Consider the following 25,297-nt stretch of genomic DNA (forward strand, 5'->3'; position numbering starts at 1 on the left):
CATGTCACTACAAACAATATGGGCCGGCTCCTCCCCCCAATTGAAAAAGCGTGTCCCTGTGTCCGCTTTGTCTTGACCATTGTATTCAGCGGACTTCATGCACAATTTGCTGATGGAGCAGGTGGTTTTTATTCAGTGCCGCAGCTAACAGGTATCGCTGGCAACTGTCTGATCTCGCCCCCTGCCCTTGGCCTCATAAAGGGCTTTGTCGGCCAGAGAGGTCAGCCGTGAGGAGCGTTCTTCCGTAGTGGGGACCAGGCTGGCGACACCGGCGCTGATAGTTATCGACGACGATATGGGGTTGTCGGCGTGTGGGATTTGCAGTCTCTTGATGTTCGCCTGGACCTGGGCCGCTACTTTCAGGGCTCCGGTCAGTGAAGTGTTGGGCAGCAGGATGCAAAACTCCTCACCGCCATAACGGGTAGCCATGTCGGTGGCGCGTAGCAGGCTGTGCTGTATGGTGGTGGCAATGGATTTCAGGCAGTCATCGCCAACCATGTGTCCGTAGTGGTCGTTGTATTGCTTGAAGTAATCGATATCCAGGAAAATCAGTGCGAGCGGTTCCCGGCTGCGCATACCCCGTCGCCATTCCATGTCGAGATGGTCGGTAAAATAGCGCCGGTTATAGAGACCGGTAAGCTCGTCGGTGATGGCCATTTTCTCGAGTTTTGACTGGGCATTTTTATAGTCGGTATTGTCCCTGATCGTTTGAACAACGGCGATCAAACTGCCGTGGGCGTCGTAGATAGGGCCCGCATCCACCGTGAGATAGAGCCGTGAACCGATGCGGGGCATAACGCACCAGTTTTCGGCTTTATAGCCTTCCCCATAGATTGAGAGTTGTGCGTGAACCGCGTAGAGCTGATCGAGCTCAGCTGTTCGTTCCTGCACCAGTACATCAGCGAGACAGAGCCGTTGCTTTGCATAGAAAGCCTTCCAGTGGTCCCGTGTGCCAAGCACTTCCTCGGCCCTGACACCAGTGAGTCGCTCACAGGATTTGTTCCAGATGACGACGTAACCGTCCCGGTCGAGGACAAAAGTTGCTGTGACCAGATGCTCCATGAGACTGACAGCAAATTTTTGCTGTTGAACCACCAAAATAAGATCCTTTATATGGTGTGCGTAAATTGCTGAGCAGTATAGGGCTCTCGGATTGGGATGTCGATTTGCCGTCACTGGCCGGCGTCGGCTGGGTCCCGTCGCCCTGTTTGTTTGTCGGGTTTCATCAAAGTTGTTCGGGGCATCCCGGTTGGTGTTCCTGACTAAAACGGCTTTCCATGATGGCCCTTGCCATTTGTGGGTAGATCTGAGTACGGTGTTGAAGAAATCCCTGCGTTCTGGCGCTATAACCGCTATAATCCGCGCCTATTTTTTACCGACCGAGAAATCCTGTGATCGAAAATCTCCGCAACATCGCCATTATTGCCCACGTTGACCACGGTAAAACCACCTTGGTGGACCGTCTGTTGCAACAATCCGGTACGCTGGACCGCAAAGCCATGGGTGCCGAACGGGTCATGGATTCCAATGATCAGGAGCGTGAGCGTGGTATTACCATTCTGGCCAAAAACACGGCCATCGAATGGAATGGTTACCGGATCAATATCGTCGATACTCCGGGCCACGCTGACTTTGGCGGTGAGGTTGAGCGGGTTCTGTCGATGGTGGACTCCGTATTGTTGCTGGTGGACGCGGTTGACGGCCCTATGCCGCAGACCCGGTTTGTTACCCAAAAGGCCTTCGAGCAAGGGCTCCATCCGATTCTTGTGGTCAACAAGGTGGATCGCCCCGGCGCCCGTCCCCATTGGGTCGTCGATCAGGTATTTGATCTCTTCGATCGTCTCGGTGCCACCGACGAACAACTGGACTTCCCCATTATGTATGCCTCGGCGCTGAACGGCGTTGCCGGTAATGAGCCGGATAATCTGGCGGAAGACATGACGCCGCTGTTCCAGATGGTCGTGGATAAGGTCAAAGCACCGGCAGTGAACCGCGATGGTCCACTGCAAATGCAGATCAGTGCCCTGGATTACAGCAGTTACGTGGGCGTTATCGGTATCGGTCGAATTACCCGCGGCAAACTCAAAACCAACGAGCAGGTGGTGGTGGTTGATCGCGACGGCAAAACCCGTCGCGGTCGCGTATTACAGGTGATGGGTTATCGCGGTCTGGAGCGATTTGAGGTGGAGCAAGCCGAAGCGGGCGATATCGTCTGCATCACCGGTATCGACAAATTGAACATTTCCGACACCATCTGCAGCCCGGACAAGCCGGAAGCGATGGTGCCACTGAGTGTTGACGAACCCACCGTCAGCATGACTTTCCAGGTGAACGATTCCCCGTTCGCCGGTCAGGATGGCAAATACATTACGTCGAGAAATATCAGGGAGCGACTGGATCAGGAGCTGATTCACAATGTGGCGCTGCGGGTTGTACAGGGTGAGACACCCGACAAATTTGTGGTGTCCGGTCGCGGTGAATTACACCTTTCGGTATTGATTGAAAACATGCGCCGAGAGGGTTTCGAGCTGGGTGTGTCGCGTCCCGAAGTCATTCAGAAAGACGTGGACGGCGAGATTCACGAACCTTTTGAGCAGGTCGTGATTGATATTGAAGACCGGCATCAGGGTGCGGTAATGGAGGAGTTGGGGTTTCGCAAGGCGGATATGACCAACATGGAACCCGACGGTAAAGGCCGGGTGAGACTCGAGTTTATGGTGCCCTCCCGAGGCCTGATTGGTTTTCGCTCACACTTTCTGACGCTGACCAGTGGCTCCGGCATCATGACCAGCATTTTTGATCACTACGGTCCAGTGAAACAGGGTGACATGGCCGGTCGCCAGAACGGCGTGCTGGTGTCCATGACCAAGGGCAAGACACTGGCTTATGCCCTGTTCACCCTGCAGGATCGTGGCCGTTTGTTCCTCGGGCACGGTGCCGAGGTCTATGAAGGGCAGATTATTGGTCTGCATTCCCGCAACAATGATTTGCCAGTAAACCCCACCAAGGCCAAGCAGCTGACCAACATCCGGGCGGCCGGTACCGATGAGAACCTGGTGCTCAGCCCGCCGGTTCGACATACCCTCGAGCAGGCGCTGGAGTTTATTGCCGAAGATGAGCTGGTAGAGGTAACCCCCCACCACATTCGTTTGCGCAAAAAGCTCCTGAGCGAGAACGAACGCAAGCGAGCTGGCAAAAACTGACAGTGCTGTCAGGGTGCCACGATTAAAGATCGTGGCATTGCCGGTGGCGAAAGCAGCCTGTCAGGTGGTCGTTGACCAACCCGGTAGCCTGCAGGTAGGCATAACAGATGGTGCTGCCAAAAAAGCGGAAGCCACGTTTTTTCATGTCCTTGCTGATGGTGTCCGATAGCGGGGTAGTCGATGGGACAGCGTCGGAATCCTGCCAATGGTTCTGAATGGGGCGATTGTCGACGAAGCCCCACAGATAATCAGCAAAACTGCCGAATTTTGACTGGATGTCCAGAAACAGACGGGCGTTACTGACAGCGCTTTCAATTTTCAGTCGATTTCTCACAATACCCCTATTCTGCAGCAGCTGCACAATATCTTGCCGGTTGAAGCTGGCTACCTGCTCCGGTCGAAATTCAGCAAAGGCTCGTCGGTAGTGTTCGCGCTTTCTGAGAATGGTGATCCATGCGAGACCGGCCTGGGCGCTCTCAAGCACCAGAAATTCAAACAGCTTTTGGTCATCGCGACAGGGAACGCCCCATTCCTGATCATGATAGTCCTGATAGAGTGGATCATTGCCAGCCCAGGGGCAGCGGGGGTTGTCGTCGGATGCCCGCTTCCGGGAAAAGACCGTAGAGCACTTCTCCGGGTCGCTGGGCGAACTCACTGACAGTTATCCCGAAGGTACTGAAACAATTTGCGACTGGCTGCCGGTGGTTTTTGTTGTGATGCGTCGCGTTGGGCCTGTCTGATTAACTGGCGCAAGTGCTGTCGGTCAAGTCCCGGTATATCACCAATCAGCTCTTCTAGTGCCGAGTCGCCCTCACTGATCAGTCTGTCGCGCCAGTTCTCCAGGCGTTGAAACTGCTGGCGAAAAACCTGACTGTCATGGTGAAAACTCTCCAGTTCCCGGCGTATGCCCTCGCTGTCGATAACACGCATGATTTTGCCAATATATTGCAGCTGGCGTCGTCGACCCTCGCGATTTTTTAGCCGTCTTGCCAACGCGACGGCTTCGGCAAGCTCTTCTGGTATGGTGACCTTGGCCAGTTTGGCCGGGGCTAGGTCCACGAGCTCTTCGCCGAGCTTTTGCAGTGCGATCATCTCGCGTTTGACGGCCGACTTGCTTTTGGGTGGTTCTTCGTCTGGCAGATGGTCTGGAAAAGAATCTTCAATCATGATACTTAGCTATAAAACAGGGTGGCGAGACCCAGAAACGAAAGAAAACCCACCACATCTGTAACCGTGGTGAGCGCGACGCTCCCCGCCAGAGCGGGGTCGATACGGCATTTTTTTAGAAACACCGGCAGCAACGTGCCTGCAACAGCAGCGGAGATGAGGTTGATGGCCATGGCGGCAGCAATGATGAAAGCTATGATCGGGTCGTTAAACCAGAGAGCAGCAACGCCGCCCATCACCAGTGCCCATAGCATGCCATTCAAAGCGCCGACGGCAAATTCCTTGCTCAGTAACCAGCGCATATTGTTTTTGCTGATTTGTCCCAGTGCCATGCCCCGAATAACCACGGTGAGCGTCTGACTGCCAGCAACGCCACCCATGCTGGCGACAATGGGCATCAGGATAGCCAGTGCGACGACCTTTTCAATCGTGGCTTCGAAAATGTTGATCACCGATGAGGCGAGGATAGCGGTTATCAGATTCATCCCGAGCCAAACGGCCCGACGGGGCGCCGTGCGCTTGACCGAGGCAAAAGTCTCTTCTTCGTCGCTGAGACCGGCCAACCCCAACAGTGAGTGGGCGGCATCCTCGATAATCACGTCTACCACGTCATCGATGGTGATTCGGCCAAGCAGTTTGTGGTCCGGGCCTACGACTGGGGCTGAAACCCAGTCATTCTTTTCAAACAGTAGTGCAACCTGCGAATCCGGCATATCGGCTGTGATGGCCTGTGCATCAGTTACCATCATTTCGCGCACAGTGATATTGGGGCTCGCGGTCAACAGTTTGGTGAGCGGTAATGTGCCGAGAAAGGTGTCTTCCCGATTCACCACAAAAATATTATCGGTGATATCCGGAATTTCTTCGTGGCGACGCAGGTAACGCAATACCACATCAATTGTCAGGTCGGGTCGGACAGTGATGGTGTCCGTGTTCATCAACCCGCCGGCGGTATCTTCGTTGTAAGTAAGTACTCGCTCTACCCGCAGCCGATCCTGGCTGCTCATCGCCTGAAGTACTTCTGGTATTACCTGGTCGGGAAGTTGCTGCAGAATGTCTGCAATGTCATCGGGGTCAAGGCCTTCAGTAAGTGAGGCGACCTCGTGACTTTCCATTTCACTAAGGATTTCACCGCGGAGTTCCTCGCTGAGCTCACCGATTACCTCGCCTTCCAGCTCCCGGTCCACCAGGTCCCATAATACCCGCCGGGCTTTAGGTGGTGCAGACTCTATCTGGTCGGCGATATCGCCGGGAGAAAGGTTATTGAGCATGTGTCGAAGCAGGCGCACATCGCTCGAATTCATCATTTCGTTGATGCTGGCGAGCCTGGACAAATGGCTGAATTTTTCGTTAGGCCCCTGCATCTGAGAAGTTTTCCCTGACCGTCAGTTTGAAGGCGGATAGTGTATAGGTGGGCGTGACAAAATTATACAGTGGTCTGGTTGGTAGACGGCGCGGTTAGTGCTCTTCCTCGAATCGGTTGCCGATTAACTGTTCGATATCGCGATGGGCACGCTCTGCATCACTGCCTTCGAAAATGAAATGGAGAGAGGTGCCTTGGGTCGCGGCAAGCAACATCAGTGACATCACACTTTTGGCGTCCACCAGTTTGTCGGGACTGCGCCCGGTTTTGATGGCGCAGCCATATTTTCCGGCAGTCGAAGCCAGTTTTGCGGCTGCTCGAGCATGCAGCCCGAGACGGTTGACAATGGTGATTTCTGTACAGATGATTTTTGACATAACAGCCCTCCCGTGATGGCGCCCGTCAGGACAGTTCTCTGTGCCGGACCTGTACATTCGGCATGGTGTTGCTGAAATGTCTGGCTAGAACGCTGGATATGTAGACTGAGCGGTGCTGCCCCCCGGTGCAGCCCACTGCAATGGTTAGATAACTGCGATTATTGGCAAGAAATGACGGTGTCCAGCGGGACAGGAACTGCTTGATGTCATTCGTCATGTCGATGACTTCCGGTTGCGATTCGAGAAATTCGATCACTGGTTGGTCGTTGCCGGTAAAGGGCCTTAACTCCTGTTTCCAGTGGGGGTTTGGCAAGCAGCGAACGTCAAAGACAAAATCCGCGTTGACTGGTACTCCGCGTTTAAAGGCAAAGGACTCAAACATGATAGCCATGTCGTCCCTGGTGTGGGGAGCAATTTGCTGCTTGATGACATCGCGTAGCTGGTGCAGGGTCATGGTGCTGGTATCAATTCTGCGATCTGCAATTGAGGCGATTGGGTCCAGCAGGGTGGTCTCAAGTTCTATGGCTTCGTTAATATCTACCCGGTCGTTGGTTAGTGGGTGCTTGCGGCGTGTTTCACTGAAACGCTGGATGATGACGGAATTTCTGGCATCGAGGAAAAGCACTTCATAGTTGATGCCCGAATGCTTCAGCTCCGCAAGAATTTTTGGAAGCTGGTCAAGGTCTTCGCCCAGGTTGCGGACATCAATTCCCACCGCAATTTTTTCCAGCCAATGCTGGTTCTTGGCGTTGATGGCTTTCTGAAAAAGGCCGGGAAGCAAACTGGCGGGAAGATTGTCAATGCAGGTAAAACCGACATCTTCGAGGACGTTCAGTGCGGTACTCTTGCCGGATCCAGAACGCCCACTTACCACCACCAGTCGCATTAGCCTTTCGCCTCAGTCGCCATCATTGCCGGTTGCTATCCGAAAGAGGTCTTGATCACTGCCGGCCTGTCGCAATGCATTGCGAACCGTTTCGTCCTGAAGTAATTCGGCGATGGAAGAGAGGACCTGCAGGTGTTCGTCGTTTTGCTCCTCGGGAACGATCAGTGCAAAGATCAGGTCTACCGGCTCTCCATCGATAGCATCGAAATCGACGGCATCAGCCAGTTTGACAAGTGCTCCGGTAATCTTTTCACAGCCTGCCAGTCGACAGTGGGGGATGGCAACACCTTCTCCTATCCCGGTGCTGCCCAGTCGCTCTCTTGCCAGCAGACTCTGGTAGAGATCGTCTGCGTTGACCCCCTCCATGCGTTCTTTCAGGAAGACGGAAAGGTTTTCCAGTACCCTTTTTTTGCTACCGCCCTCGGCGCTGGCAACGGTGTTTTCAGGGGTGAGTACATCAATCAGTTTCATGAGTGTTATCTACCGCGGTTCTTTTCCTTGTGCTTGATTAGCTGTCGATCCAGTTTGTCGGTCAGCATGTCGATAGCCGCATAAAGATCCTCATGCTCGGAATCGGCAAAGAATTCACCGCCGCTAACATGGACTGTTGCTTCAGCTTTCTGGATCAATTTTTCAACTGAGAGAATCACGTTCGTGCTGGTGATACCGTCGTGATGACGCTCCAGTTTGGATAATTTGGTAGTGACATAGTCTTTGATCGGATCAGTGATATCGAGATGATGTCCGCTGATGTTCAATTGCATGCGGTTCTCCTTAATAGGTGTTAGGTGTTGGGGTTGTAGCGTTTTCTTTCGCTGGAAGAGGGGATGCCCATCCCCTCGCGATATTTGGCAACAGTGCGTCGGGCAACCTGAATACCCATCTCCTGAAGCAGTGCTGTCAGTTTGTTATCGCTGAGGGGCTTGCCCGGATTTTCAGCGCTTACCATTTTTTTCAGCATAGCGCGAATGGCTGTTGATGAACACTCCCCGCCAGCGTCGGTCGAGACGTGGCTGGAGAAGAAATACTTTAGTTCAAAAACACCCTGCGGTGTGTCGATGTACTTTTGGGTGGTCACCCTCGAAATAGTGGATTCGTGCAGGTCCAGTCGTTCGGCAATGTCTGCCAGCACCATGGGCTTCATCGCCACGGGTCCCTGTTCCAGAAAGCCCTGTTGTAATTCAATGATGCAACTGGTGACGCGCATCAGGGTGTCATTGCGGCTTTCCATGCTGCGCAGAAACCATTTGGCTTCCTGGAGGTGATTCTTGAGGAAGGTGTTGTCTTGGCTGGAGTCGGCTCTGCGAATCAGCTGCGCGTACTGTTGATTGATACTCAGGCGAGGAGTGATGTCCTCATTGAGGGAAACTTTCCAGTGATTATCGACTTTGGTGACTCGAACATCGGGTACCACGTACTCGATATCATCGTTTCGAATGGCGTCACCGGGGTTGGGAGCCAATGTCTGGATAAGTAGGATGGCACCCTCGAGTATCTCGTGGGACAGACCGGTGATTTTTTCCATTTGTCGAAAATTGCGCTGTCCAACCAGTTCCAGGTGGTCAGTGACGAGCTGGATGGCCTCGTTAATCAGCGGCGTATCAGGAGAGAACTGGTTCAGCTGAATCAGAAGGCATTCGGCGAGGCCGGTGGCTGCAACACCAGGTGGGTCAAACTGCTGAATGCGGTGCACTACAGCGAGTACTTCATCCAGCTCAATTTCGTCGTCCAGCGCAGCCCAGATTTCTTCAACCGGTGCCGTCAGCATGCCCCGGCTATCAATTGAATCGATAATGATTTCACCGATCAGGTAATCCTTGGGAGACATCGGCGTCAGATTAAGTTGCCAGATCAGGTGGTCCTGAAGCGACTCTGTGACGTTGTGAACGCTGTCAAAATCGCGTGTATCCGCGCCGGTGTTTCTGATGGTGGTGCTGGGTTGGTAGATGTCGTCCCAGTTGGCATCGACTGGCAGGTCAGTGGGTATTTTGCTGTCCCATTCACTGCTGTTAAGATCACGCGTTGCACTGTCGATATCTTCAACTTTCCCAGTGGCGGTTTCTGCGGCCAGATTCTCGGATTCTTCAGCAAGCTCAAGCAGCGGGTTATCGTAGAGGTTCTGCTGGATTTCCTGGTGCAAGTCGAGAGAGGATAATTGCAACAGACGGATGGCCTGCTGTAGCTGAGGGGTCATCGTCAGCTGCTGGCCGATTTTCAGTTGCAAGCTGGCTTTCATGTTATGACTGCGTATAGAGAGTTGTTACGAAGATGTTCACACGGAAAGTGTAGTCTGCCTCCGGGGGGGGAGACAAGCAAAATGTGTGCCGCTTTGCACAATCGCTGTGCGGTGATACGTCCCATCAAAGCATAAAGTCTTCGCCGAGATAGATATCCCGTACCTGCTGGTTGGCGACAATATCGGTGGCCTGCCCCTCGGCAATAACCTGTCCTTCGCCAACGATATAAGCATGCTCGCAGATATCGAGTGTCTCGCGTACGTTGTGGTCTGTGATCAGGACACCAATACCTATATCGCGTAAGTGACGGATGATCTGCTTGATATCGTTGACTGAAATCGGGTCGACCCCGGCAAAGGGTTCATCCAGAAGAATGAAGGCTGGCTCAATGGCCAGTGCTCGAGCAATTTCCACCCTGCGACGTTCCCCTCCCGAGAGGCTCATGCCAAGGGTGTTGCGGATATGGCTGATATGAAACTCCTGGAGTAGCTGTTCCAGTTTTTTTGCACGCTGTTGTTTGTCGAGATCTTTTCTGGTTTCCAGGATCGCCAGAATATTATTCTCCACGGTCATCTTGCGAAAAATGGAAGCCTCTTGCGGGAGATAGCCAAGTCCCTTGCGCGCCCTGCCGTGCATGGACAGAGAAGTGATGTCTTCATCATCGATATAAACAGAGCCGCCATCCTGATGAACCAGCCCGACAATCATGTAAAAACAGGTGGTTTTGCCAGCGCCGTTAGGCCCGAGCAATCCGACAATCGCACCGCTTTCGACGGTGAGGGATACATCGCGAATCACCGGCCTTCTTTTATAGCTTTTGACCAGGTTTGACGCTTTAAGGATAGCCATTTAGTTTGCATCCTTTTGCTTGTTGGGTGGAATGACCATCTGGATTCGCTGGCGGGGATTGTCGCCACTGCTCGCCTTGACCACCTCTGCCTTCAGGTCATAGTTGATTTTTTCACCGGTGATAACGGTGCCATTTTGCTCAACGCTGGCATTTTTCAGTAGGTCGATACGGTCACTGGCCAGATGGTATTCAATAGTGTCGCCCTTGGCGTACATCATGTTGTCGTTGGGGTTCGGTTGTTGTTGGTAGCGGGCAGGTTCTCCCACACAGACAATTCGGACGACCTGGTTATTTGCCGTGTAGACGGTGACTTTGTCCGCGTGAATTTTGATGGTTCCCTGGGTAATAACGACAGCGCCTTCGTAGATCGTTGTACCGGTTTTTTCATATCGTTCGGCTCTGTCCGACTCAATATTGATAGGCTGTTGTGCGTCGCTGGGTAGCGCCAGACTGGAGGAATGACATGCTGCCAGTAGCAGCAGAATGAATAAATTATGGCGCACGGTGAATCCCCTTTACTTTTGATAGCAGTTTGAATATCTCATCATTAAGATCTGCCCACATGCCTGTGCCAGTGGTCTCCCCCTGAGGCGTTTTAATGGTCACAGGCAGGCCGGTTTCGGCAATATTGGTCTCAGGGAATATGGTTAATTTGCTGGTGAGAAATTCATTTTTGCCGCCTTTTTTAACAGATTGCCTGGCATAGACGTCACCGGACAGGACAGCCCGTTCACCCCCGTTGTAGATAGTCCCTTTCTGGGAGGTTACATGCCATGGGGGTGCCTGCTCCGAACCCTCGTTCGGCTCACTGTAAGACACCATGCCGGGGTTCTCCAGTTCCAGTCGGTTGCCGCGATTAAAGTGGCGTGCCTCCGTGGCTGTGAGGGTGTAAGCCCGGTTGCCATCCCTGTCAAAATTTACCGTATCAATATTGTTCATATAACTGTCTGCTTTGGGTAATTCTTCTACATCGGCGCTTGGCTTGTTCAGAAATACCTCTGGTGGTGACAGCCAGAACAACAGGAAAATCCCTGTTGAGGCGAGCAGCATGGCAGTCATCAAAATGTTACGCATAAGCCTAGAGGTAGTCCGTAAAGGTGGATTCCAGTTTATCCTGAGCCTGCAAAAGCAGCTCGGCCAGTTCCCGGACAGCACCGGCTCCACCGCAGGCGGTAGTCTGCCAGAGTGCGTGTTCAGCAATAATTGGCCGGGCATTCGCTACGGCGACCCCCAGGCCCACCCGCCTGATGACAGCCAGGTCGGGAAGATCGTCGCCGAGAAAGGCAATTTCGTTCATCTGGTAAGGGTGTGTAACCAGCAAGTCTTCCAGAGCGGTCAGTTTGTCCTCTCTTCCCTGTACGACAAGATCGATACCCAGTTCTTCGGCCCGTCTTGCCACCAGTGCTGAAGATCGGCCGGTGATAATGCCGACTTTGATGCCGTTGCGCTGTAATAGTTTGATCCCGAGACCATCCTGTATGTTGAACGATTTCAGTTCCTCTCCATTGTTGCCGTAGTAGAGGCAGCCATCGGTCAGGACACCATCTACATCCAGTAGCAATAACCGGATTTGACGAGCTCTGCTGGTGACTTTCAGGTTCGGGGCTGACATGGTTACATGACTCCCGCGCGCAGGATGTCGTGCATATGGAGAACCCCAATCGGATGGTGGTTGGCGTCTTCAATAACAAGTGCCGTAATTTTATTGTCTTCCATGATTTTTAATGCCTCGGCCGCGAGCAGTTCCCGATGAACGGCCTTGCAGCTGCCCTTGATTAATTGACGGACGGTACTGTGATTGATGTCGATATCGTTATCGACAGCCCGGCGCAGATCGCCGTCGGTAAATACCCCGACCAATTCTCCTTGGCGGTTAACCACCGTAGTCATGCCAAACCCTTTGGCGGTCATTTCCACCAGGGCTTTTTTCAGTAACGCGTCCTCGAACACCCGGGGCAACTCGTCGCCACTGTGCATGATGGTTTCCACCTTCAGTAGCAGTTTTCGACCGAGTGCCCCGCCCGGGTGGGAAAAGGCGAAGTCCTCGGCGGTAAAACCCCGAGCCTCCAGCAGAGCAATTGCCAGGGCGTCGCCCATGACCAGCGTCGCCGTGGTGCTGGTGGTAGGTGCCAACCCTAGAGGGCAGGCCTCACTGGGAACCCGGACATCCAGGTGGGCCTCGGATGCCTGGGCCAGAATCGAGTCCGGGTTGCCGGTCATACTGATCAGCGGAAGACCCATACGCTTAATGAGTGGTAGCAGGGTAATGATTTCGGCGGTGGTTCCGGAATTGGATAATGCCAGAACCAGATCAACCCGTGTGATCATGCCAAGGTCGCCATGGCTGGCTTCCCCGGGATGAACGAAAAAAGCGGGGGTTCCCGTGCTCGCCAGACTGGCGGCAATCTTTCTGCCGATATGTCCTGACTTTCCCATGCCGGTAACAATGACGCGACCAGTGCACTGTATGATCAGCTCGCAGGCACGGTCAAAAGCTGCATCAATCCGCTCTTCGAGCAGGGTGACGGCTTCGGCTTCAAGACGGATGGTGCGGCGTGCGGCTTCGGCAAAATTACTGGTGGTCATTGGCTACCCAAAATATTTTGCCAAGTATACCGGCAACCAGGTAATGCTGTAAGTGCTGACGATGATCAGCATGCGGGCGTTCGTGTCGCTATGTGAGGTATACATTATTATTGGCAGCGCACCCCCAGTCCTGGCAGTTCAGTCAGGACGTTGGCAGAGGCCATTAACAGGTTCTCCATAAAATTGCCTGGCTCTCAAGGATTTCGGAAATAGCGGGGCAATGGTATAGTGCACGCCTTTTCAAGTCAGCTAGTCAGGCACTTGGCTGGGTTGTTGCTGTCAAATGACTGTGGCCGAACAAAGGTCAGCTGTTCAGCCAGCAGGTCCGAATAATTAGAGGAAAATTGCCATGTACAAAAGGTTGATACAAACATTGCTTCCCGCACTCGTTGTTCTGTTGTCGGGTCATGCAATTGCTACCCAGGCTGCGGATGATGCCGTTACCTCATCAGAACAAAGTCCCCATGAATTAATTGAGACCGTGACTGACGATCTGTTGCAGATGATTGATGAACACCGTGAGACTTTTGACGATGAGCCCCAGGCTTTCTTCGATTCTCTGGATTGCCTGCTGACTCGGGTGATTGATTTCAAGTGGATTGCCAGCAATGTTATGGGTACTTACCGTGCCGAGGCTACCGATGAGCAGCGTGAGCAGTTCGTCGAAACCTTTCATCGCGATCTGATTGAAACCTATGGTCGCGGTCTGATTTCCTATGGCGATGAAACCATTGTGGTGTTGCCGCCCAAGGAAGATCTTGAAGGTAAGCGCCGGGTTACCGTGGTTCAGGAAATTCGTGGCAAGGATGGGGTCTTTCCGCTCTATTACTCTATGGCGCTCAATCGAGAAGGTGTGTGGAAAATCACCAATGTTGTGATCAACGGGATCAACCTGGGTAAAACGTTCCGCAACCAGTTTGCCCAGAGAGCCGAAAAATATGACGGCAATATCGATCAGGTCATAGCCAACTGGTCTGCCCCGTCTGATGTTATGAAAAGTGAGGGGTAATCCATGACTCCCGATGATGTGCAGGTACTCCTGCAGGATGCTCTGGCCGATTGTGATGTCACCGTCGGTGGCGATGGTAGCCACTTTGAAATACAGGTCGTCGGCGACTTATTTTCCGGACTCCGCCCGGTACAGCGGCAACAAAAAATCTATGCCGTGCTTCAGCAACACATAGCCGAAGGCGCTATTCACGCGGTAAATATCAAAACCTATACGCCGGATGAATTTCGCAAATAAGCCCGCGCCGGTTTCCCTCACCAATCTCAGCTCACATTGGCCACTGCCTTGCTGAATCACAAGGGTTTTGAATGGACAAGTTGTTGATTTCCGGAGGCGGCCCATTGTTCGGGGAAATCCGTATCTCCGGTGCCAAAAATTCTGCACTGCCGATCATGGCGGCCACGCTCCTGGCCGATGGCCCGGTGATGATTTCCAATGTGCCTCACCTGCATGACATAACCACCATGTTCGAGCTGCTCGGATGCCTGGGTGTCAGTGTGGTGCTGAATGAAAAGATGCAGGTGGAAGTCGATGCCACGACCTTGCACAGTCACGTGGCGCCCTACGACCTGGTCAAGACCATGCGTGCCTCCATTCTCGTGCTGGGGCCAATGCTCACGAAGTTTGGTGTTGCCAATGTCTCCTTTCCCGGAGGCTGTGCAATCGGCAGTCGACCGGTAGATCTGCACCTGCGCGGGCTGGAAATGATGGGTGCGGAGATAGATATTGACGGTGGCTACATCAATGCCCGCTGTAATGGACGTCTCAAGGGTGCCCATATTTTGATGGACACGGTTTCCGTGGGTGCAACGGAAAATCTGATGATGGCCGCCGCGCTTGCCGATGGCCAGACTATTATTGAAAATGCCGCTCGTGAACCCGAAGTGGTCGATCTGGCCAACTGTATTAACGCGTTGGGTGGCCAGGTGACGGGTATGGGTACCACAACCCTGACCATCGATGGGGTCGACACCCTGCATAGAGGCAGTTACCGGATTATGCCCGATCGCATTGAGACGGGCACTTATCTGGCGGCGGCGGCAGCGACCCGCGGACGGGTCAAGTTGAAGGATACCGATCCGCATATTCTCGAGGCTGTGTTGATCAAGCTGGAGGAAGCCGGTGCAAAAATCAGTGTCGGCAAGGACTGGATAGCACTCGATATGGAAGGGCGCAGACCGAAATCGGTCAACTTCAAGACAGCCCCCTATCCGGCCTTTCCTACAGACATGCAGGCACAGTTGACAACCGTCAATGCGGTTGCCGATGGGGTGGGCACGATTACCGAGACGATCTTTGAGAATCGCCTGGTCCAGACCCATGAGCTTAATCGAATGGGGGCCAAAATTACCCTGGAAGGAAATACTGCCATCGTTACCGGGGTTGAGCGGCTCAAAGCGGCGCCGGTCATGGCTTCAGATCTGAGGGCCTCGGCCAGTCTGGTGATTGCCGGACTGGTGGCTGATGGTGAAACCATTGTCGATCGTATTTACCATATAGATCGAGGGTATGAATGTATTGAGGAAAAGCTGCAGCAGCTCGGTGCCAATATCCGCAGGATTCCAGGCCGTTAGTCCCGGTCGGGTGTTTTCCTCAAGTAACCAGTTGCATAAACAATGTGAGTGCCATGCAAATTACCATTGCCCTGACCAAGGGGCGTATTCTGGAAGAAACCCTGCCTTTGCTGGCGGAAGTCGATATTGCGCCTCTGGAAGACATCAGCGCCAGTCGCAAGCTTCTGTTTGATACCAGTAGATCCGATGTGCGATTGCTGGTATTGCGTGGTTCAGATGTTCCTACTTATGTGCAGTTTGGGGCAGCGGATTTGGGTGTGTCGGGAAAAGACACCCTCCTGGAGCATGGCGGTGACGGGCTCTATGAGCCGCTGGACCTGGGTATCGCCCGCTGTCGTATGATGACTGCGGCAGTGGCTGGGGCAGCGCCTGGCACAGGGCGTATTCGGGTAGCTACCAAATACGTTAACGTGGCCCGCCGTTTTTATGCTGAACAGGGTCGTCAGGCGGATATCATAAAACTCTACGGTGCCATGGAGCTGGCTCCGATCATGGCCCTGGCGGATGAGATTGTGGATATTGTGGATACCGGCAATACGCTTCGGGCCAATGGCCTGGAGGCCCGGGAGTTTATTGCTGACATCAGTTCCCGGCTAATTGTGAACAAAGCCGCCATGAAGATGAAGCACCGATTGCTGCAAGATATCGTAGACCGTCTGACGGAAGCGGTGAAGAAGGTCCGATGACGATGCAAAGTGAACCCATCAGTATCCTGCAGTTGTCTACCGCAGATAGCTGTTTCGACGACCGGCTGACTGAATTGCTGGCGTGGGAGAATGTATCAGATCAAAATGTTGAGCAGATCGTTGCTGATATTCTGGCGGCTGTGCGCCAGCGCGGTGATCAGGCTTTGATTGAATTTACCAATCGCTTTGACGCCCGGGATGTCGATGATGTCCGGGAGCTCGAAATTCCTCCCGACGTCGTTTTCGGAGCATTGGCCGGTCTCCCCGCAGCTGAGCGCGATGCACTGGAATTGGCGGCGGAACGAATTCGCCGTTATCACCAGCACCAGAAGCAGGCCTCCTGGCACTACCGGGAAGAGGACGGCACCCTGTTGGGGCAGCAGATCACCGCACTGGACCGGGTGGGCATTTATGTGCCCGGGGGCAAAGCCAGCTATCCGTCGTCGGTTCTGATGAATGCTCTGCCCGCCCGGGTGGCCGGCGTTGACGAGATTATCATGGTGGTGCCCGCGCCGGGTGGCGAACTGAATCCGCTGGTCCTCGCTGCGGCAGCGATTGCCGGAGTTGATCGCCTGTTTACACTGGGCGGCGCTCAGGCCATTGGTGCATTGGCCTATGGTACGGAAACCGTGCCTCGGGTGGACAAGATTGTCGGGCCGGGCAATATCTTTGTGGCCACGGCCAAGCGGGCTGTGTTCGGAGCCGTGGGTCTGGACATGGTGGCGGGGCCCTCGGAAATTCTGGTGGTTTGCGATGGTCAGACAAACCCGGACTGGATCGCTATGGATCTGTTTTCACAGGCTGAGCACGACGAAGAAGCTCAGGCCATTCTGATCAGTCCGGATATGGATTTCCTCGAACAGGTGAAAACCAGTATTGACAAGTTGTTGCCCACCATGGAGCGGGCATCGATTATTCGTGCGTCACTTGAGAGGCGCGGTGCCCTGATCGCGGTAGCGGACATGACGGATGCACTGGCGTTGATTAACCGCATTGCTCCCGAGCATCTGGAGCTATCTGTGGCGAGCCCCGAAGACTGGTTGCCGGGTATTCGGCATGCCGGGGCAATCTTTATGGGTCGTTATACCGCCGAGGCGGTGGGCGATTACTGTGCCGGTCCCAACCATGTCCTGCCGACCTCCATGACAGCCCGTTTTTCCTCGCCGCTGGGTGTTTATGATTTTCAAAAGCGCAGTTCACTGATTATGTGTTCCGCCGAAGGTGCTTCGACATTGGGGAAAACTGCGTCGGTGCTGGCCCGAGGGGAAAGCCTGACAGCCCACGCCCGCTCTGCCGAATATCGTATCAAGTCATGATGGTAACCCCGTGAGCAGCCCTTTCTGGAGTGATGTCGTTGCAAGGCTGGATCCCTATGTGCCCGGAGAGCAGCCCAAGCTGACCAACTTGACTAAGTTGAACACCAATGAAAACCCCTATGGGCCCTCACCCCGGGTTCTGGAAGCCATCGCCGGAGAATTGGGGGATAGCCTGCGCCTCTACCCCGACCCCAGCGGTACATTACTCAGGCAGGCGGTGGCAGATTACTATGCTGTTGCTCCGGCTCAGGTGTTCCTGGGCAACGGTTCAGATGAAGTGCTGGCCCATATTTTTCAGGCGCTGCTCAAGCACGATGAGCCGGTCCTCTTCCCGGATATCACCTACAGTTTTTACCCCGTTTACTGCGGTCTGTATCAGGTGGATTATCAACGCATACCGCTGGGCAGCGATTACCGCATTCAGGTGGCGGACTACCTGTGCAGTAATGGCGGCATTATCTTTCCCAATCCGAACGCCCCCACCGGGATACTGCTGTCGTTGCCGGAAATTGAATGGTTGCTGAAAAAAAATCAGCGGTCGGTTCTGGTAGTGGATGAAGCCTACATCGATTTTGGCGGAGAGACAGCGGTTTCCCTGGTCGGGCGTTATCCCAATCTGCTTGTGACTCAGACGTTGTCAAAATCCCGGTCGCTGGCGGGCCTGCGGATCGGTTTTGCTATCGGCGATGTTGCTCTGATCGAGGCGTTGGAGCGTGTGAAGAACAGTTTTAACTCTTATCCGCTCAGTCGTTTTGCCATTGTTGGAGGCGCTGCGGCCTTCGCCGATGAGGACTATTTCCGCGAGGTCTGCGAGCAGGTTGTTCGTAGTCGTGAAACGTTGGCTTCTGGCCTGAAATCACTGGGTTTTGAGGTGCTGCCATCCTCCGCGAACTTTCTTCTGGCGACCTGCCCGTCCCGGGATCGGGATGCAGTGGAGCTTGCGGCGAGATTACGTGAAAAGGGTATTATTGTCCGTCACTTCAGGCAGCCGAGAATAGAACAGTTTTTGCGGATTACTGTCGGCACAACCGAGCAAAACCGTTGGCTGTTGGATGTTTTGGCCGAATTGCTCAAACAGTAATTCCGAGCACTATTCGGGCGGTGGTCGGGTGCCTGTCACCGCCATGATTGTGCTTTTTTGACCCTCCCTTATGACCTCAAGCTTGACGGAGTCGCCGGGCGAGAGATCGGCGATCAGATTCATGCTCTTTTCATTGTCTACCACCCAGTAATCATTGATACGGGTGATAATGTCCCCTGGTTGCAGGCCTGCAAGATGAGCGGGACTGTTGATGTAAATGCTGGTGATCACCAGTCCTGATGGCGGGTCCATGCCCAGTTTTGTCGCAGCGAGCCTGGTCAGCGGGCGGGCTTCGACGCCGAGCCAGCCGCGGATTACATAGCCGTGTTCGACGATATCCTGTAGAACTTTTACTGCCGTAATGGCGGGAATGGCAAAGCCGATGCCCACTGAATAGCCAGTCTTGTCGAGAATGGCAGCATTGATGCCGAGCAAGTTGCCAAAGGCGTCCACCAGTGCCCCGCCAGAATTACCCGGATTGATGGCTGCATCAGTCTGGATGAAGTTTTCAAACGTGTTGAGTCCCAGGCCATTGCGACCGGTAGCGCTGATAATGCCCTGGGTGACCGACTGTCCGACCCCGAACGGGTTGCCTATGGCCAGCGTGACGTCCCCCACCCTGGGCATGGAGGCCGCATCAATATTGATAGGTACCAGGTTATCGAGATCTATCTTCAACACAGCCAGATCTGTATCCGGGTCCTTGCCGATGACCTTGACCATTGCCTCTCGACCATCCTGGAGCTGGACGACGATCTCATCCGCTTCGGCCACCACATGGTTGTTGGTCAAAATATAGCCGTCTTCAGTCAGGATGACCCCAGAACCCAGAGACGACTGCATGCGCTGTTGCTGTGGCAGATTGCTGTTGCTGAAGAAGCGGCGAAAGAAAGGATCATCCAGTAACGGGTGGCGGGGGCGCTCGAGCGTTTTACGCGTATAAATGTTGACGACCGATGCCGATGCCCGTTGTACAGCTGAGGCATACGAGGCCGGCCCCTGCCACTCTCCGGAAACGCCAGGTGACAACCCCCTGGTCTCCATTTTGACTGCGTTGTTGAGTGTTTCCGGCAGTAATAACATGAACAGTGCGGCCGCAAGCAGGCCGGCAACTACAGGCCAGCTGATATAGCGCAACACTCGAAAAATAAAAGACACCACAGGGCTCCGCGAGCTCACAAAGAGCGCATTATGTCACAAACCGCACAGCGGGAGGCTTTGGTGGATCGCTTTGTTCCCGTTCCCCGTCAGCTTACTTTAAGCGTCGGGTCATCATTGTCATTGGTCTCTTCTGCGGCATCATTTGCCACTTTTGCGCGGAGATTGTCGCGGGATGCACTGTCATCTCTGAGCCCGTATTCTTCACTGAGGATGCCGCCGGGGACCTTGGGGGCGTAATCTTTCGGCGGTTCTGGTATTTCTGTGGGCAACATTGTGCCGCGCTCCTCAAGGCGTCCAAACCCGGCATCGACCATTTTCTTGCTGGTGTCGGCGCCGGTCAACCGCATGGCGCTGGCAGAGAGGTACTCGTGAACATCGCGGTAGCTGTGTGACAGGTTGTTGAACAGCTCGGAGGTTTTGATGAAATGCTCGGTTACCTCGTGTTCGTAATCCTGGAGCCGTTCCTGTGCTTCCTTGAGTTTGTGCTCGGTGGCTTTGCGTTCTTGCTCCCCGGGGTGAAGGCTTCGCCCGGTCAGTAGGCCAACAACCAAGCCGCCTAACGCACACAGCAAGCCAATCAATAATACAGTCGGGGTATCCAAGCGACCACCTCCAGAGATATGCAGCGGATTTTGATGTGTAGTCTGAAAGAAGCTGTATCTGGAGGCAACTGTTTTTTGAAGAGGCCTTCCTGTGTTCCCTGACGCTGTCGTATGACAATGATGTCATGCACCCCGTGTGAGTAACGGGTTGCGATTATCCTTTTGCACGGCTAAAGTTCCCGGCCTTGTTTTCTGCATTCTTCTATTGAACCAGTCAATTATGATTCGGGCGTCTGTTCCCACACATACACCTTTGCAGCGATATCAGCAGGATTTGCTGCAGGCCTCTTTCAGCTACGATCCTGCCCAGGAGCAGGCAGTGGCTCTGCTACAGGCGCTCTATGAAAAGTTATTGGAACAAAATGTCTGGATAGCAAATCACTCGATTTTCCAACGACTCAGAGCGTACTTTCGATCTACCCGGCCCTTTGTGCCGGTCAAGGGGTTGTATTTCTGGGGTGGCGTGGGTCGCGGCAAAACCTACCTGATGGATAATTTTTTTGAATCCCTACCTTTCGAAGAGAAAATGCGTGCGCATTTCCACCGCTTCATGCGTCGGGTTCATCGGGAGCTGCGCCTGTTGGATGGAGTTAAGAACCCGCTGGAAAAAGTCGCTGACAATATCGCCGCTGAAGCCAGGGTAATTTGCTTTGATGAGTTTTTTGTCGCTGATATCGCTGATGCAATGTTGTTGGGGGGGCTGCTGAAATTGCTGTTCGAGCGCGGGGTGACATTGGTGGCAACATCCAATATCGTCCCCGATCAGCTCTATGAAAATGGTTTGCAGCGGCAACGCTTTCTGCCTGCCATTGCCCTGCTCAATGAGCATACCCGGGTTGTTAATGTCGATGGTGGTGTCGATTATCGATTACGTACCCTTGAGCAGGCCCAGTTGTACCACGCGCCTCTGGATGATAGCGCACAGGAAGCCATAGAAGCGGCGTTTAACAGCCTTGTGCCAGCCAGTGGTGAAGTGCGGGTATCTGTGGATATCACCATTGAAGGACGAGACATTCCCTGTCGCGCGGTTGCTGAAGATGTCGTCTGGTTTGACTTTGATGTGATATGCAATACCCCGCGTAGCCAGAATGACTATATCGAGCTGGCCCGTGAATTCCATGCGGTACTGGTCACCAATGTTCGGCAGATGGGGCGCAGCAATGAGGATCAGGCGCGGCGTTTTATCAACCTGGTAGATGAATTTTATGACCGGAATGTTAAGCTGGTGTTGTCCGCCGAGGTGCCATTGCCCGCACTGTATACCGAAGGTCGACTGGGTTTTGAGTTTGAGCGAACCCGTAGTCGCTTGCTCGAAATGCAATCACACGAGTATCTGGCACGACCACATCGCCCCTGACCGGTTCGGTCTCCGGGGGCCTGCAGGCAGGGACTGTTCCGTTTAATTCGCCAATATTTTTTTAGGCAAAATTATCCTTGAAAAGGGTAGGGGTGGTCTGTAAAATGCGGCCTCCTTTTAGGAAGGCCAGAAACTTTCAGGCAGGAAAAAATGAAAACATTTAGTGCAAAGGCCGAAACCGTCCAGCGCGACTGGTTTATCGTAGATGCGGCTGACAAAACATTAGGTCGTTTGGCCGTCGAGATTGCCTCTCGACTTCGTGGCAAACACAAGCCGGAGTTCACTCCGCATGTGGATACCGGCGACTATATTGTCGTGGTGAATGCCGAGCGGGTGCGTGTGACAGGCAACAAGGCCAGAGACAAAATTTATCACCACCACACCGGTTATATCGGTGGGTTGAAATCCATCAGTTTTGAAAAGCTGATCGCCAAGGCTCCTGAGCGGACTATCCAGACGGCTGTGAAAGGCATGTTGCCTAAAGGTCCTCTGGGTCGCGCTATGTTTAAGAAGCTCAAAGTATACGCAGGCACCGAGCACCCCCACACCGCTCAGCAGCCGCAAGAACTGAACATTTAACGGATTGTTAATTATGGCAGACACCCAATATTACGGTACCGGCCGTCGTAAAACCTCCTCCGCCAGAGTCTTTCTGAAATCCGGAGCGGGTAACATCGTGGTCAACGACCGCACCCTTGATCAGTATTTTGGCCGTGAGGTGGCGCGTATGATTGTGCGTCAGCCGCTAGAGCTGGTGGATCGTGCTACCACCTTCGACCTCAATATTACCGTCGCTGGTGGCGGCAGTTTTGGTCAAGCTGGCGCTATTCGCCATGGTATTGCACGTGCGCTACTGCAATATGACGAAGGTCTTCGGGGCCAACTTCGGACAGCCGGCTTCCTGACCAGGGATGCCCGTGAAGTGGAGCGTAAAAAAGTGGGTCTGCGCAAAGCCCGCAAACGTCCCCAGTTCTCCAAGCGTTGATCGATCGTTTTGTTCACGGAAAACCCGGCTGTATACAGCCGGGTTTTTTTATGTTTTAAAACAAACTATTACCTACTTTATATAGGGTTTTGTCTTGTAATAAAAAGTGGTTTTCTTTACTATTGCTCGCCATTTTGCACAGATAAAATTTGCCAACCTTTGCTGCTAACGGGAGTGCGTCATGAGCAATGACGGTATTAATCAGGGGCGTCGACGTTTCCTGACGGGGGCCACTTGTGTGGTGGGTGCCGCTGGGGTCGTAGGGGCTGTTATTCCCTTTGTGGGGTCCTGGAACCCTAGTGCCAAGGCAAAAGCCGCTGGTGCTCCGGTAAAAGCCAATATTTCAAAAATCGAACCCGGTCAGATGGTGACCGTCGAATGGCGTGGTAAACCGGTATACATTGTTCGCCGCACCCAGCAGGCGCTCGATAATCTCAAGGGGCGCGAAGAGCTGAGGGACCCATCGTCCGAGGCCTCCGATCAGCCTGCCTACGTGGACGCTGAGCACCGTGCCATTAAGGAGGAGTACCTGGTTCTGGTGGGCCTGTGTACACACCTGGGCTGTGCTCCGATGTTTCGTCCCGATGTGGGTGCTCAGGATCTGGGCGGTGCCGAGTGGCTGGGGGGCTTTTTCTGTCCCTGCCATGGCTCTAAATTTGACCTCGCCGGCCGGGTTTACAAAGGGGTCCCCGCACCGACGAATCTGGTAGTCCCTCCGTATTCCTACGAGAGTGATGGTGTGGTTATCATTGGTGTAGATCAGGAGGCAGGCTAATGAAAGCGTTGGTGTCTTTACGTGACTGGGTCGATGCGCGCCTGCCAATCGTGCGTGCGTGGAATACCCACATGGGTGAGTATTACGCTCCGAAAAACTTTAACTTCTGGTACTACTTTGGTGTTCTCTCCCTGGTGGTATTGGTGATTCAGCTGATTTCCGGTATCTGGTTGCTGATGAGCTATCAGGGTTCCGCTGAAACAGCATTTGCTTCAGTAGAGTACATCATGCGTGATGTGGACTACGGCTGGATTATCCGCTATATGCACTCCACCGGGGCATCAGCATTTTTCGTTGTTGTCTATCTGCACATGTTCCGCGGCTTGCTCTACGGTTCTTACAAGCCACCTCGGGAACTGGTCTGGATTTTTGGTATGACGATTTATGTGGCCCTGATGGCAGAAGCCTTTCTCGGTTATGTGTTGCCCTGGGGGCAGATGTCCTACTGGGGAGCCCAGGTGATTATTTCGCTGTTTGGTGCGATACCCGTGGTTGGTGAGGACATTGTGCAGTGGGTCCGTGGTGATTACCTGATTTCCGGTATTACGCTGAATCGTTTCATGTCACTGCACGTGGTTGCGCTGCCAATTATTCTGCTGGCGTTAGTGGTGTTGCACATTCTGGCGCTACACGAAGTCGGGTCAAACAATCCCGATGGCGTTGAAATCAAGAAAAACAAGAATGCCAACGGTGTGCCTGTGGACGGTATTCCTTTTCACCCATTCTATACCGTGCACGATTTGGTGCCGATTGTCGTATTCCTCTTTGTATTCTGCTTTATCCTGTTTTTTGTGCCGGAAATGGGTGGATACTTTCTTGAACATGCCAATTTTGAGATTGCAGATCCGTTGAAGACGCCCGCACATATTGCGCCGGTCTGGTATTTCACGCCGTTTTATTCCATGTTGCGAGCGGTGCCCGACAAATTTGCCGGCTTCATGGTTATGGCGGCAGCAATCGCGATTATGTTTGTACTGCCCTGGCTTGACCGCAGTCCGGTAAAGTCGATCCGGTACAAAGGTCTGTTCAGCCGGTATGCTGTTCTGGTGTTCGCCGCATCTTTCATCATTCTGGGTGTACTGGGTGTCAAGGCCCCGACACCGGCTCGCACCTTTCTGGCGCAGGTTTGTACCGTCCTGTATTTCCTGTTCTTCCTGGCGATGCCGATCTGGACCCGAATGGAGAAAACCCAGCCAGAGCCGAAGCGGGTGACTGCCGATGGTGGCTTTGGTTTCTGGAAGTCCATGGGTGGATTGTTGCTAGTCATTCTGCTGGCCTGGCTGCCACTGAAAGCGGTCGGTGCTGAGTCGGAATATCATTGCGGCACCATCCCCTGTGATGAATTCGAGGCCGAGCCATCAGACAAAATATCCTTGCAGCGAGGCGCCAAACTGTTTGTCAACTATTGTATGGGTTGCCACTCAGCTGAGTATTCACGTTGGGGCAGGGTCGCTTCAGACCTGAAAATGCCAGCAGGTCTGGTGATGGACAATCTGGTGTTTGCCGATCAGAAGATCGGGGACCTGATGAAAATTGCCATGACCAAGAAAAAAGGTAAACAGTGGTTTGGTGCTCCGCCGCCAGACCTCACCATGATTACCCGCGCCCGCACGTCCGAATGGGTGTATACTTACCTGCGACATTTCTACGCCGATCCGAACCGTCCAATGGGCGTTAATAACAAGGTGTTCAAGGATGTGGGTATGCCACATGCCTTGCTTGACCTTCAGGGGCTTCAGGAGTGTGCGCCGGGACCCGTGGTCGCTGCCAATGGTGGTGTGAAACGGGATCCCTTGACCCGCGAGGAAATCCTCGAAGACAATTGCGGGCGTTATACGCTCGTTCAGGAAGGGATTCTGTCCCCGGAGGAGTACGACCAAGCGGCATATGACTTGGTAAACTTTCTTGCCTACACTGCAGAACCAATGGTCGAGGATCGCAAGAGAATCGGCACCTACGTTTTGCTCTTTCTTGCCTTCCTCTTCATCTGGGTTTGGTTGCTGAACAGGGAATACTGGAAAGAGATTCACTGATTTCAATGGGGATGGCTGCCGTATGGCTGCCATCCAACTGCCAATAACA

Annotated in this window: 28 protein-coding genes; 12 read left to right on the plus strand and 16 right to left on the minus strand. The window is 53.5% G+C overall.

The window, feature by feature from the left end; all coding sequences use genetic code 11:
- Window positions 1–144: 144 nt before the first annotated feature.
- A complete protein-coding gene (locus AACZ64_RS08260) occupies window positions 145–1,095 on the minus strand; it encodes a sensor domain-containing diguanylate cyclase (RefSeq protein WP_293615137.1) in 951 nt (316 codons plus the stop codon).
- A 296-nt stretch (window positions 1,096–1,391) separates the two neighbouring features.
- On the opposite strand from AACZ64_RS08260, the gene typA reads away from it, so the two are divergent.
- Entirely contained in the window at window positions 1,392–3,203 is a 1,812-nt protein-coding gene (gene typA, locus AACZ64_RS08265) for a translational GTPase TypA (protein WP_293615139.1), read from the plus strand.
- 22 nt (window positions 3,204–3,225) lie between these two features.
- On the opposite strand, the gene AACZ64_RS08270 is transcribed toward typA, so the two are convergent.
- The 13 genes from AACZ64_RS08270 to AACZ64_RS08330 form a co-directional block, all read right to left on the minus strand.
- A complete protein-coding gene (locus AACZ64_RS08270) occupies window positions 3,226–3,858 on the minus strand; it encodes a DNA-3-methyladenine glycosylase I (RefSeq protein ID WP_293615141.1) in 633 nt (210 codons plus the stop codon).
- Window positions 3,855–4,370 (minus strand): ribosome biogenesis factor YjgA, encoded by a 516-nt coding sequence (gene yjgA, locus AACZ64_RS08275; protein ID WP_293615142.1) that lies wholly within the window; start codon window positions 4,368–4,370, stop codon window positions 3,855–3,857. Before yjgA ends, AACZ64_RS08270 begins: the two co-directional genes overlap by 4 nt.
- Before the next feature lie 5 nt (window positions 4,371–4,375).
- Complete coding sequence (gene mgtE, locus AACZ64_RS08280) at window positions 4,376–5,677, minus strand: magnesium transporter (RefSeq protein ID WP_339639886.1); 1,302 nt, start codon at window positions 5,675–5,677, stop codon at window positions 4,376–4,378.
- Window positions 5,678–5,828: 151 nt separating this feature from the next.
- The gene (locus AACZ64_RS08285) at window positions 5,829–6,110 is read right to left on the minus strand and encodes an HPr family phosphocarrier protein (protein WP_036859234.1); all 282 of its coding nucleotides are present in this window, start codon (window positions 6,108–6,110) and stop codon (window positions 5,829–5,831) included.
- Window positions 6,111–6,135: 25 nt separating this feature from the next.
- Window positions 6,136–6,996, minus strand: a complete 861-nt coding sequence (gene rapZ, locus AACZ64_RS08290; protein ID WP_339639878.1) for an RNase adapter RapZ — start codon at window positions 6,994–6,996, stop codon at window positions 6,136–6,138.
- Between the two features lie 12 nt (window positions 6,997–7,008).
- On the minus strand, window positions 7,009–7,467 hold the full coding sequence (ptsN, locus tag AACZ64_RS08295) for a PTS IIA-like nitrogen regulatory protein PtsN (RefSeq protein ID WP_293615146.1): 459 nt from the start codon (window positions 7,465–7,467) through the stop codon (window positions 7,009–7,011).
- A gap of 5 nt (window positions 7,468–7,472) precedes the next feature.
- Window positions 7,473–7,760 (minus strand): ribosome-associated translation inhibitor RaiA, encoded by a 288-nt coding sequence (raiA, locus tag AACZ64_RS08300; protein WP_293615147.1) that lies wholly within the window; start codon window positions 7,758–7,760, stop codon window positions 7,473–7,475.
- A gap of 20 nt (window positions 7,761–7,780) precedes the next feature.
- Window positions 7,781–9,232, minus strand: a complete 1,452-nt coding sequence (locus AACZ64_RS08305) for an RNA polymerase factor sigma-54 (RefSeq protein WP_293615148.1) — start codon at window positions 9,230–9,232, stop codon at window positions 7,781–7,783.
- 124 nt (window positions 9,233–9,356) lie between these two features.
- On the minus strand, window positions 9,357–10,082 hold the full coding sequence (gene lptB / locus AACZ64_RS08310) for an LPS export ABC transporter ATP-binding protein (protein ID WP_339639879.1): 726 nt from the start codon (window positions 10,080–10,082) through the stop codon (window positions 9,357–9,359).
- Window positions 10,083–10,586: a lipopolysaccharide transport periplasmic protein LptA gene (lptA, locus tag AACZ64_RS08315; RefSeq protein WP_339639880.1), complete on the minus strand. Its 504-nt coding sequence runs from the start codon at window positions 10,584–10,586 to the stop codon at window positions 10,083–10,085.
- Window positions 10,576–11,157: an LPS export ABC transporter periplasmic protein LptC gene (lptC, locus tag AACZ64_RS08320; protein ID WP_339639881.1), complete on the minus strand. Its 582-nt coding sequence runs from the start codon at window positions 11,155–11,157 to the stop codon at window positions 10,576–10,578. The genes lptA and lptC overlap by 11 nt, the downstream gene beginning before the upstream one ends.
- Window positions 11,158–11,161: 4 nt before the next feature.
- Window positions 11,162–11,695, minus strand: coding sequence for an HAD-IIIA family hydrolase (locus AACZ64_RS08325; RefSeq protein ID WP_339639882.1), 534 nt, complete (start codon window positions 11,693–11,695; stop codon window positions 11,162–11,164).
- 2 nt (window positions 11,696–11,697) lie between these two features.
- Window positions 11,698–12,669, minus strand: coding sequence for a KpsF/GutQ family sugar-phosphate isomerase (locus tag AACZ64_RS08330; RefSeq protein ID WP_339639883.1), 972 nt, complete (start codon window positions 12,667–12,669; stop codon window positions 11,698–11,700).
- Window positions 12,670–13,018: 349 nt separating this feature from the next.
- Between AACZ64_RS08330 and AACZ64_RS08335 the strand changes: the two genes are divergently transcribed.
- The 6 genes from AACZ64_RS08335 (at window position 13,019) to hisC (ending at window position 18,335) form a co-directional block, all read left to right on the plus strand.
- The gene (locus AACZ64_RS08335; protein ID WP_293615152.1) at window positions 13,019–13,678 is read left to right on the plus strand and encodes an ABC transporter substrate-binding protein; all 660 of its coding nucleotides are present in this window, start codon (window positions 13,019–13,021) and stop codon (window positions 13,676–13,678) included.
- Between the two features lie 3 nt (window positions 13,679–13,681).
- Window positions 13,682–13,915 (plus strand): BolA/IbaG family iron-sulfur metabolism protein, encoded by a 234-nt coding sequence (locus AACZ64_RS08340; protein ID WP_293615154.1) that lies wholly within the window; start codon window positions 13,682–13,684, stop codon window positions 13,913–13,915.
- Between the two features lie 71 nt (window positions 13,916–13,986).
- Window positions 13,987–15,252, plus strand: a complete 1,266-nt coding sequence (gene murA / locus AACZ64_RS08345) for a UDP-N-acetylglucosamine 1-carboxyvinyltransferase (RefSeq protein ID WP_339639884.1) — start codon at window positions 13,987–13,989, stop codon at window positions 15,250–15,252.
- A 53-nt stretch (window positions 15,253–15,305) separates the two neighbouring features.
- Window positions 15,306–15,938 (plus strand): ATP phosphoribosyltransferase, encoded by a 633-nt coding sequence (hisG, locus tag AACZ64_RS08350; RefSeq protein WP_293613598.1) that lies wholly within the window; start codon window positions 15,306–15,308, stop codon window positions 15,936–15,938.
- Between the two features lie 2 nt (window positions 15,939–15,940).
- Window positions 15,941–17,254: a histidinol dehydrogenase gene (hisD, locus tag AACZ64_RS08355; RefSeq protein WP_293613605.1), complete on the plus strand. Its 1,314-nt coding sequence runs from the start codon at window positions 15,941–15,943 to the stop codon at window positions 17,252–17,254.
- A 10-nt stretch (window positions 17,255–17,264) separates the two neighbouring features.
- Complete coding sequence (hisC, locus tag AACZ64_RS08360; protein ID WP_293613597.1) at window positions 17,265–18,335, plus strand: histidinol-phosphate transaminase; 1,071 nt, start codon at window positions 17,265–17,267, stop codon at window positions 18,333–18,335.
- 9 nt (window positions 18,336–18,344) lie between these two features.
- Here hisC and AACZ64_RS08365 read toward each other — a convergent pair whose 3' ends face one another.
- Both AACZ64_RS08365 and AACZ64_RS08370 read right to left on the minus strand, forming a co-directional pair.
- A complete protein-coding gene (locus AACZ64_RS08365) occupies window positions 18,345–19,493 on the minus strand; it encodes a trypsin-like peptidase domain-containing protein (RefSeq protein WP_293613596.1) in 1,149 nt (382 codons plus the stop codon).
- Window positions 19,494–19,582: 89 nt separating this feature from the next.
- Entirely contained in the window at window positions 19,583–20,098 is a 516-nt protein-coding gene (locus AACZ64_RS08370) for a DUF1043 family protein (protein ID WP_293613595.1), read from the minus strand.
- Between the two features lie 220 nt (window positions 20,099–20,318).
- Here AACZ64_RS08370 and zapE point away from each other — a divergent pair, with 220 nt between their 5' ends.
- The 5 genes from zapE (at window position 20,319) to AACZ64_RS08395 (ending at window position 25,248) form a co-directional block, all read left to right on the plus strand.
- Window positions 20,319–21,455 (plus strand): cell division protein ZapE, encoded by a 1,137-nt coding sequence (zapE, locus tag AACZ64_RS08375; RefSeq protein ID WP_293613594.1) that lies wholly within the window; start codon window positions 20,319–20,321, stop codon window positions 21,453–21,455.
- A 150-nt stretch (window positions 21,456–21,605) separates the two neighbouring features.
- A complete protein-coding gene (gene rplM / locus AACZ64_RS08380) occupies window positions 21,606–22,034 on the plus strand; it encodes a 50S ribosomal protein L13 (protein WP_293613593.1) in 429 nt (142 codons plus the stop codon).
- Between the two features lie 13 nt (window positions 22,035–22,047).
- Window positions 22,048–22,440, plus strand: a complete 393-nt coding sequence (gene rpsI, locus AACZ64_RS08385; protein WP_036859255.1) for a 30S ribosomal protein S9 — start codon at window positions 22,048–22,050, stop codon at window positions 22,438–22,440.
- A gap of 181 nt (window positions 22,441–22,621) precedes the next feature.
- Window positions 22,622–23,215: a ubiquinol-cytochrome c reductase iron-sulfur subunit gene (gene petA / locus AACZ64_RS08390; protein WP_293613592.1), complete on the plus strand. Its 594-nt coding sequence runs from the start codon at window positions 22,622–22,624 to the stop codon at window positions 23,213–23,215.
- Window positions 23,215–25,248 carry a cytochrome b N-terminal domain-containing protein gene (locus AACZ64_RS08395; RefSeq protein ID WP_293613591.1) on the plus strand — a complete coding sequence of 678 codons (2,034 nt, stop codon included), beginning with the start codon at window positions 23,215–23,217 and terminating at the stop codon, window positions 25,246–25,248. The genes petA and AACZ64_RS08395 overlap by 1 nt, the downstream gene beginning before the upstream one ends.
- The last annotated feature ends 49 nt before the right edge of the window (window positions 25,249–25,297 follow it).

Source organism: uncultured Porticoccus sp., from assembly GCF_963975625.1.
Taxonomy (GTDB): domain Bacteria; phylum Pseudomonadota; class Gammaproteobacteria; order Pseudomonadales; family Porticoccaceae; genus Porticoccus.

Coding starts and splice junctions, on each gene's coding strand:
- AACZ64_RS08395 (WP_293613591.1), top strand. CDS start 23,215: ATGAAAGCGTTGGTGTCTTTACGTGACTGGGTCGATGCGCGCCTGCCA.
- AACZ64_RS08335 (WP_293615152.1), top strand. CDS start 13,019: ATGTACAAAAGGTTGATACAAACATTGCTTCCCGCACTCGTTGTTCTG.
- raiA (WP_293615147.1), bottom strand. CDS start 7,760: ATGCAATTGAACATCAGCGGACATCATCTCGATATCACTGATCCGATC.
- hisG (WP_293613598.1), top strand. CDS start 15,306: ATGCAAATTACCATTGCCCTGACCAAGGGGCGTATTCTGGAAGAAACC.
- AACZ64_RS08330 (WP_339639883.1), bottom strand. CDS start 12,669: ATGACCACCAGTAATTTTGCCGAAGCCGCACGCCGCACCATCCGTCTT.
- hisD (WP_293613605.1), top strand. CDS start 15,941: ATGCAAAGTGAACCCATCAGTATCCTGCAGTTGTCTACCGCAGATAGC.
- yjgA (WP_293615142.1), bottom strand. CDS start 4,370: ATGATTGAAGATTCTTTTCCAGACCATCTGCCAGACGAAGAACCACCC.
- AACZ64_RS08285 (WP_036859234.1), bottom strand. CDS start 6,110: ATGTCAAAAATCATCTGTACAGAAATCACCATTGTCAACCGTCTCGGG.
- rapZ (WP_339639878.1), bottom strand. CDS start 6,996: ATGCGACTGGTGGTGGTAAGTGGGCGTTCTGGATCCGGCAAGAGTACC.
- AACZ64_RS08305 (WP_293615148.1), bottom strand. CDS start 9,232: ATGAAAGCCAGCTTGCAACTGAAAATCGGCCAGCAGCTGACGATGACC.
- ptsN (WP_293615146.1), bottom strand. CDS start 7,467: ATGAAACTGATTGATGTACTCACCCCTGAAAACACCGTTGCCAGCGCC.
- lptB (WP_339639879.1), bottom strand. CDS start 10,082: ATGGCTATCCTTAAAGCGTCAAACCTGGTCAAAAGCTATAAAAGAAGG.
- AACZ64_RS08340 (WP_293615154.1), top strand. CDS start 13,682: ATGACTCCCGATGATGTGCAGGTACTCCTGCAGGATGCTCTGGCCGAT.
- rplM (WP_293613593.1), top strand. CDS start 21,606: ATGAAAACATTTAGTGCAAAGGCCGAAACCGTCCAGCGCGACTGGTTT.
- mgtE (WP_339639886.1), bottom strand. CDS start 5,677: ATGATGAATTCGAGCGATGTGCGCCTGCTTCGACACATGCTCAATAAC.
- zapE (WP_293613594.1), top strand. CDS start 20,319: ATGATTCGGGCGTCTGTTCCCACACATACACCTTTGCAGCGATATCAG.
- rpsI (WP_036859255.1), top strand. CDS start 22,048: ATGGCAGACACCCAATATTACGGTACCGGCCGTCGTAAAACCTCCTCC.
- lptC (WP_339639881.1), bottom strand. CDS start 11,157: ATGCGTAACATTTTGATGACTGCCATGCTGCTCGCCTCAACAGGGATT.
- petA (WP_293613592.1), top strand. CDS start 22,622: ATGAGCAATGACGGTATTAATCAGGGGCGTCGACGTTTCCTGACGGGG.
- murA (WP_339639884.1), top strand. CDS start 13,987: ATGGACAAGTTGTTGATTTCCGGAGGCGGCCCATTGTTCGGGGAAATC.
- AACZ64_RS08325 (WP_339639882.1), bottom strand. CDS start 11,695: ATGTCAGCCCCGAACCTGAAAGTCACCAGCAGAGCTCGTCAAATCCGG.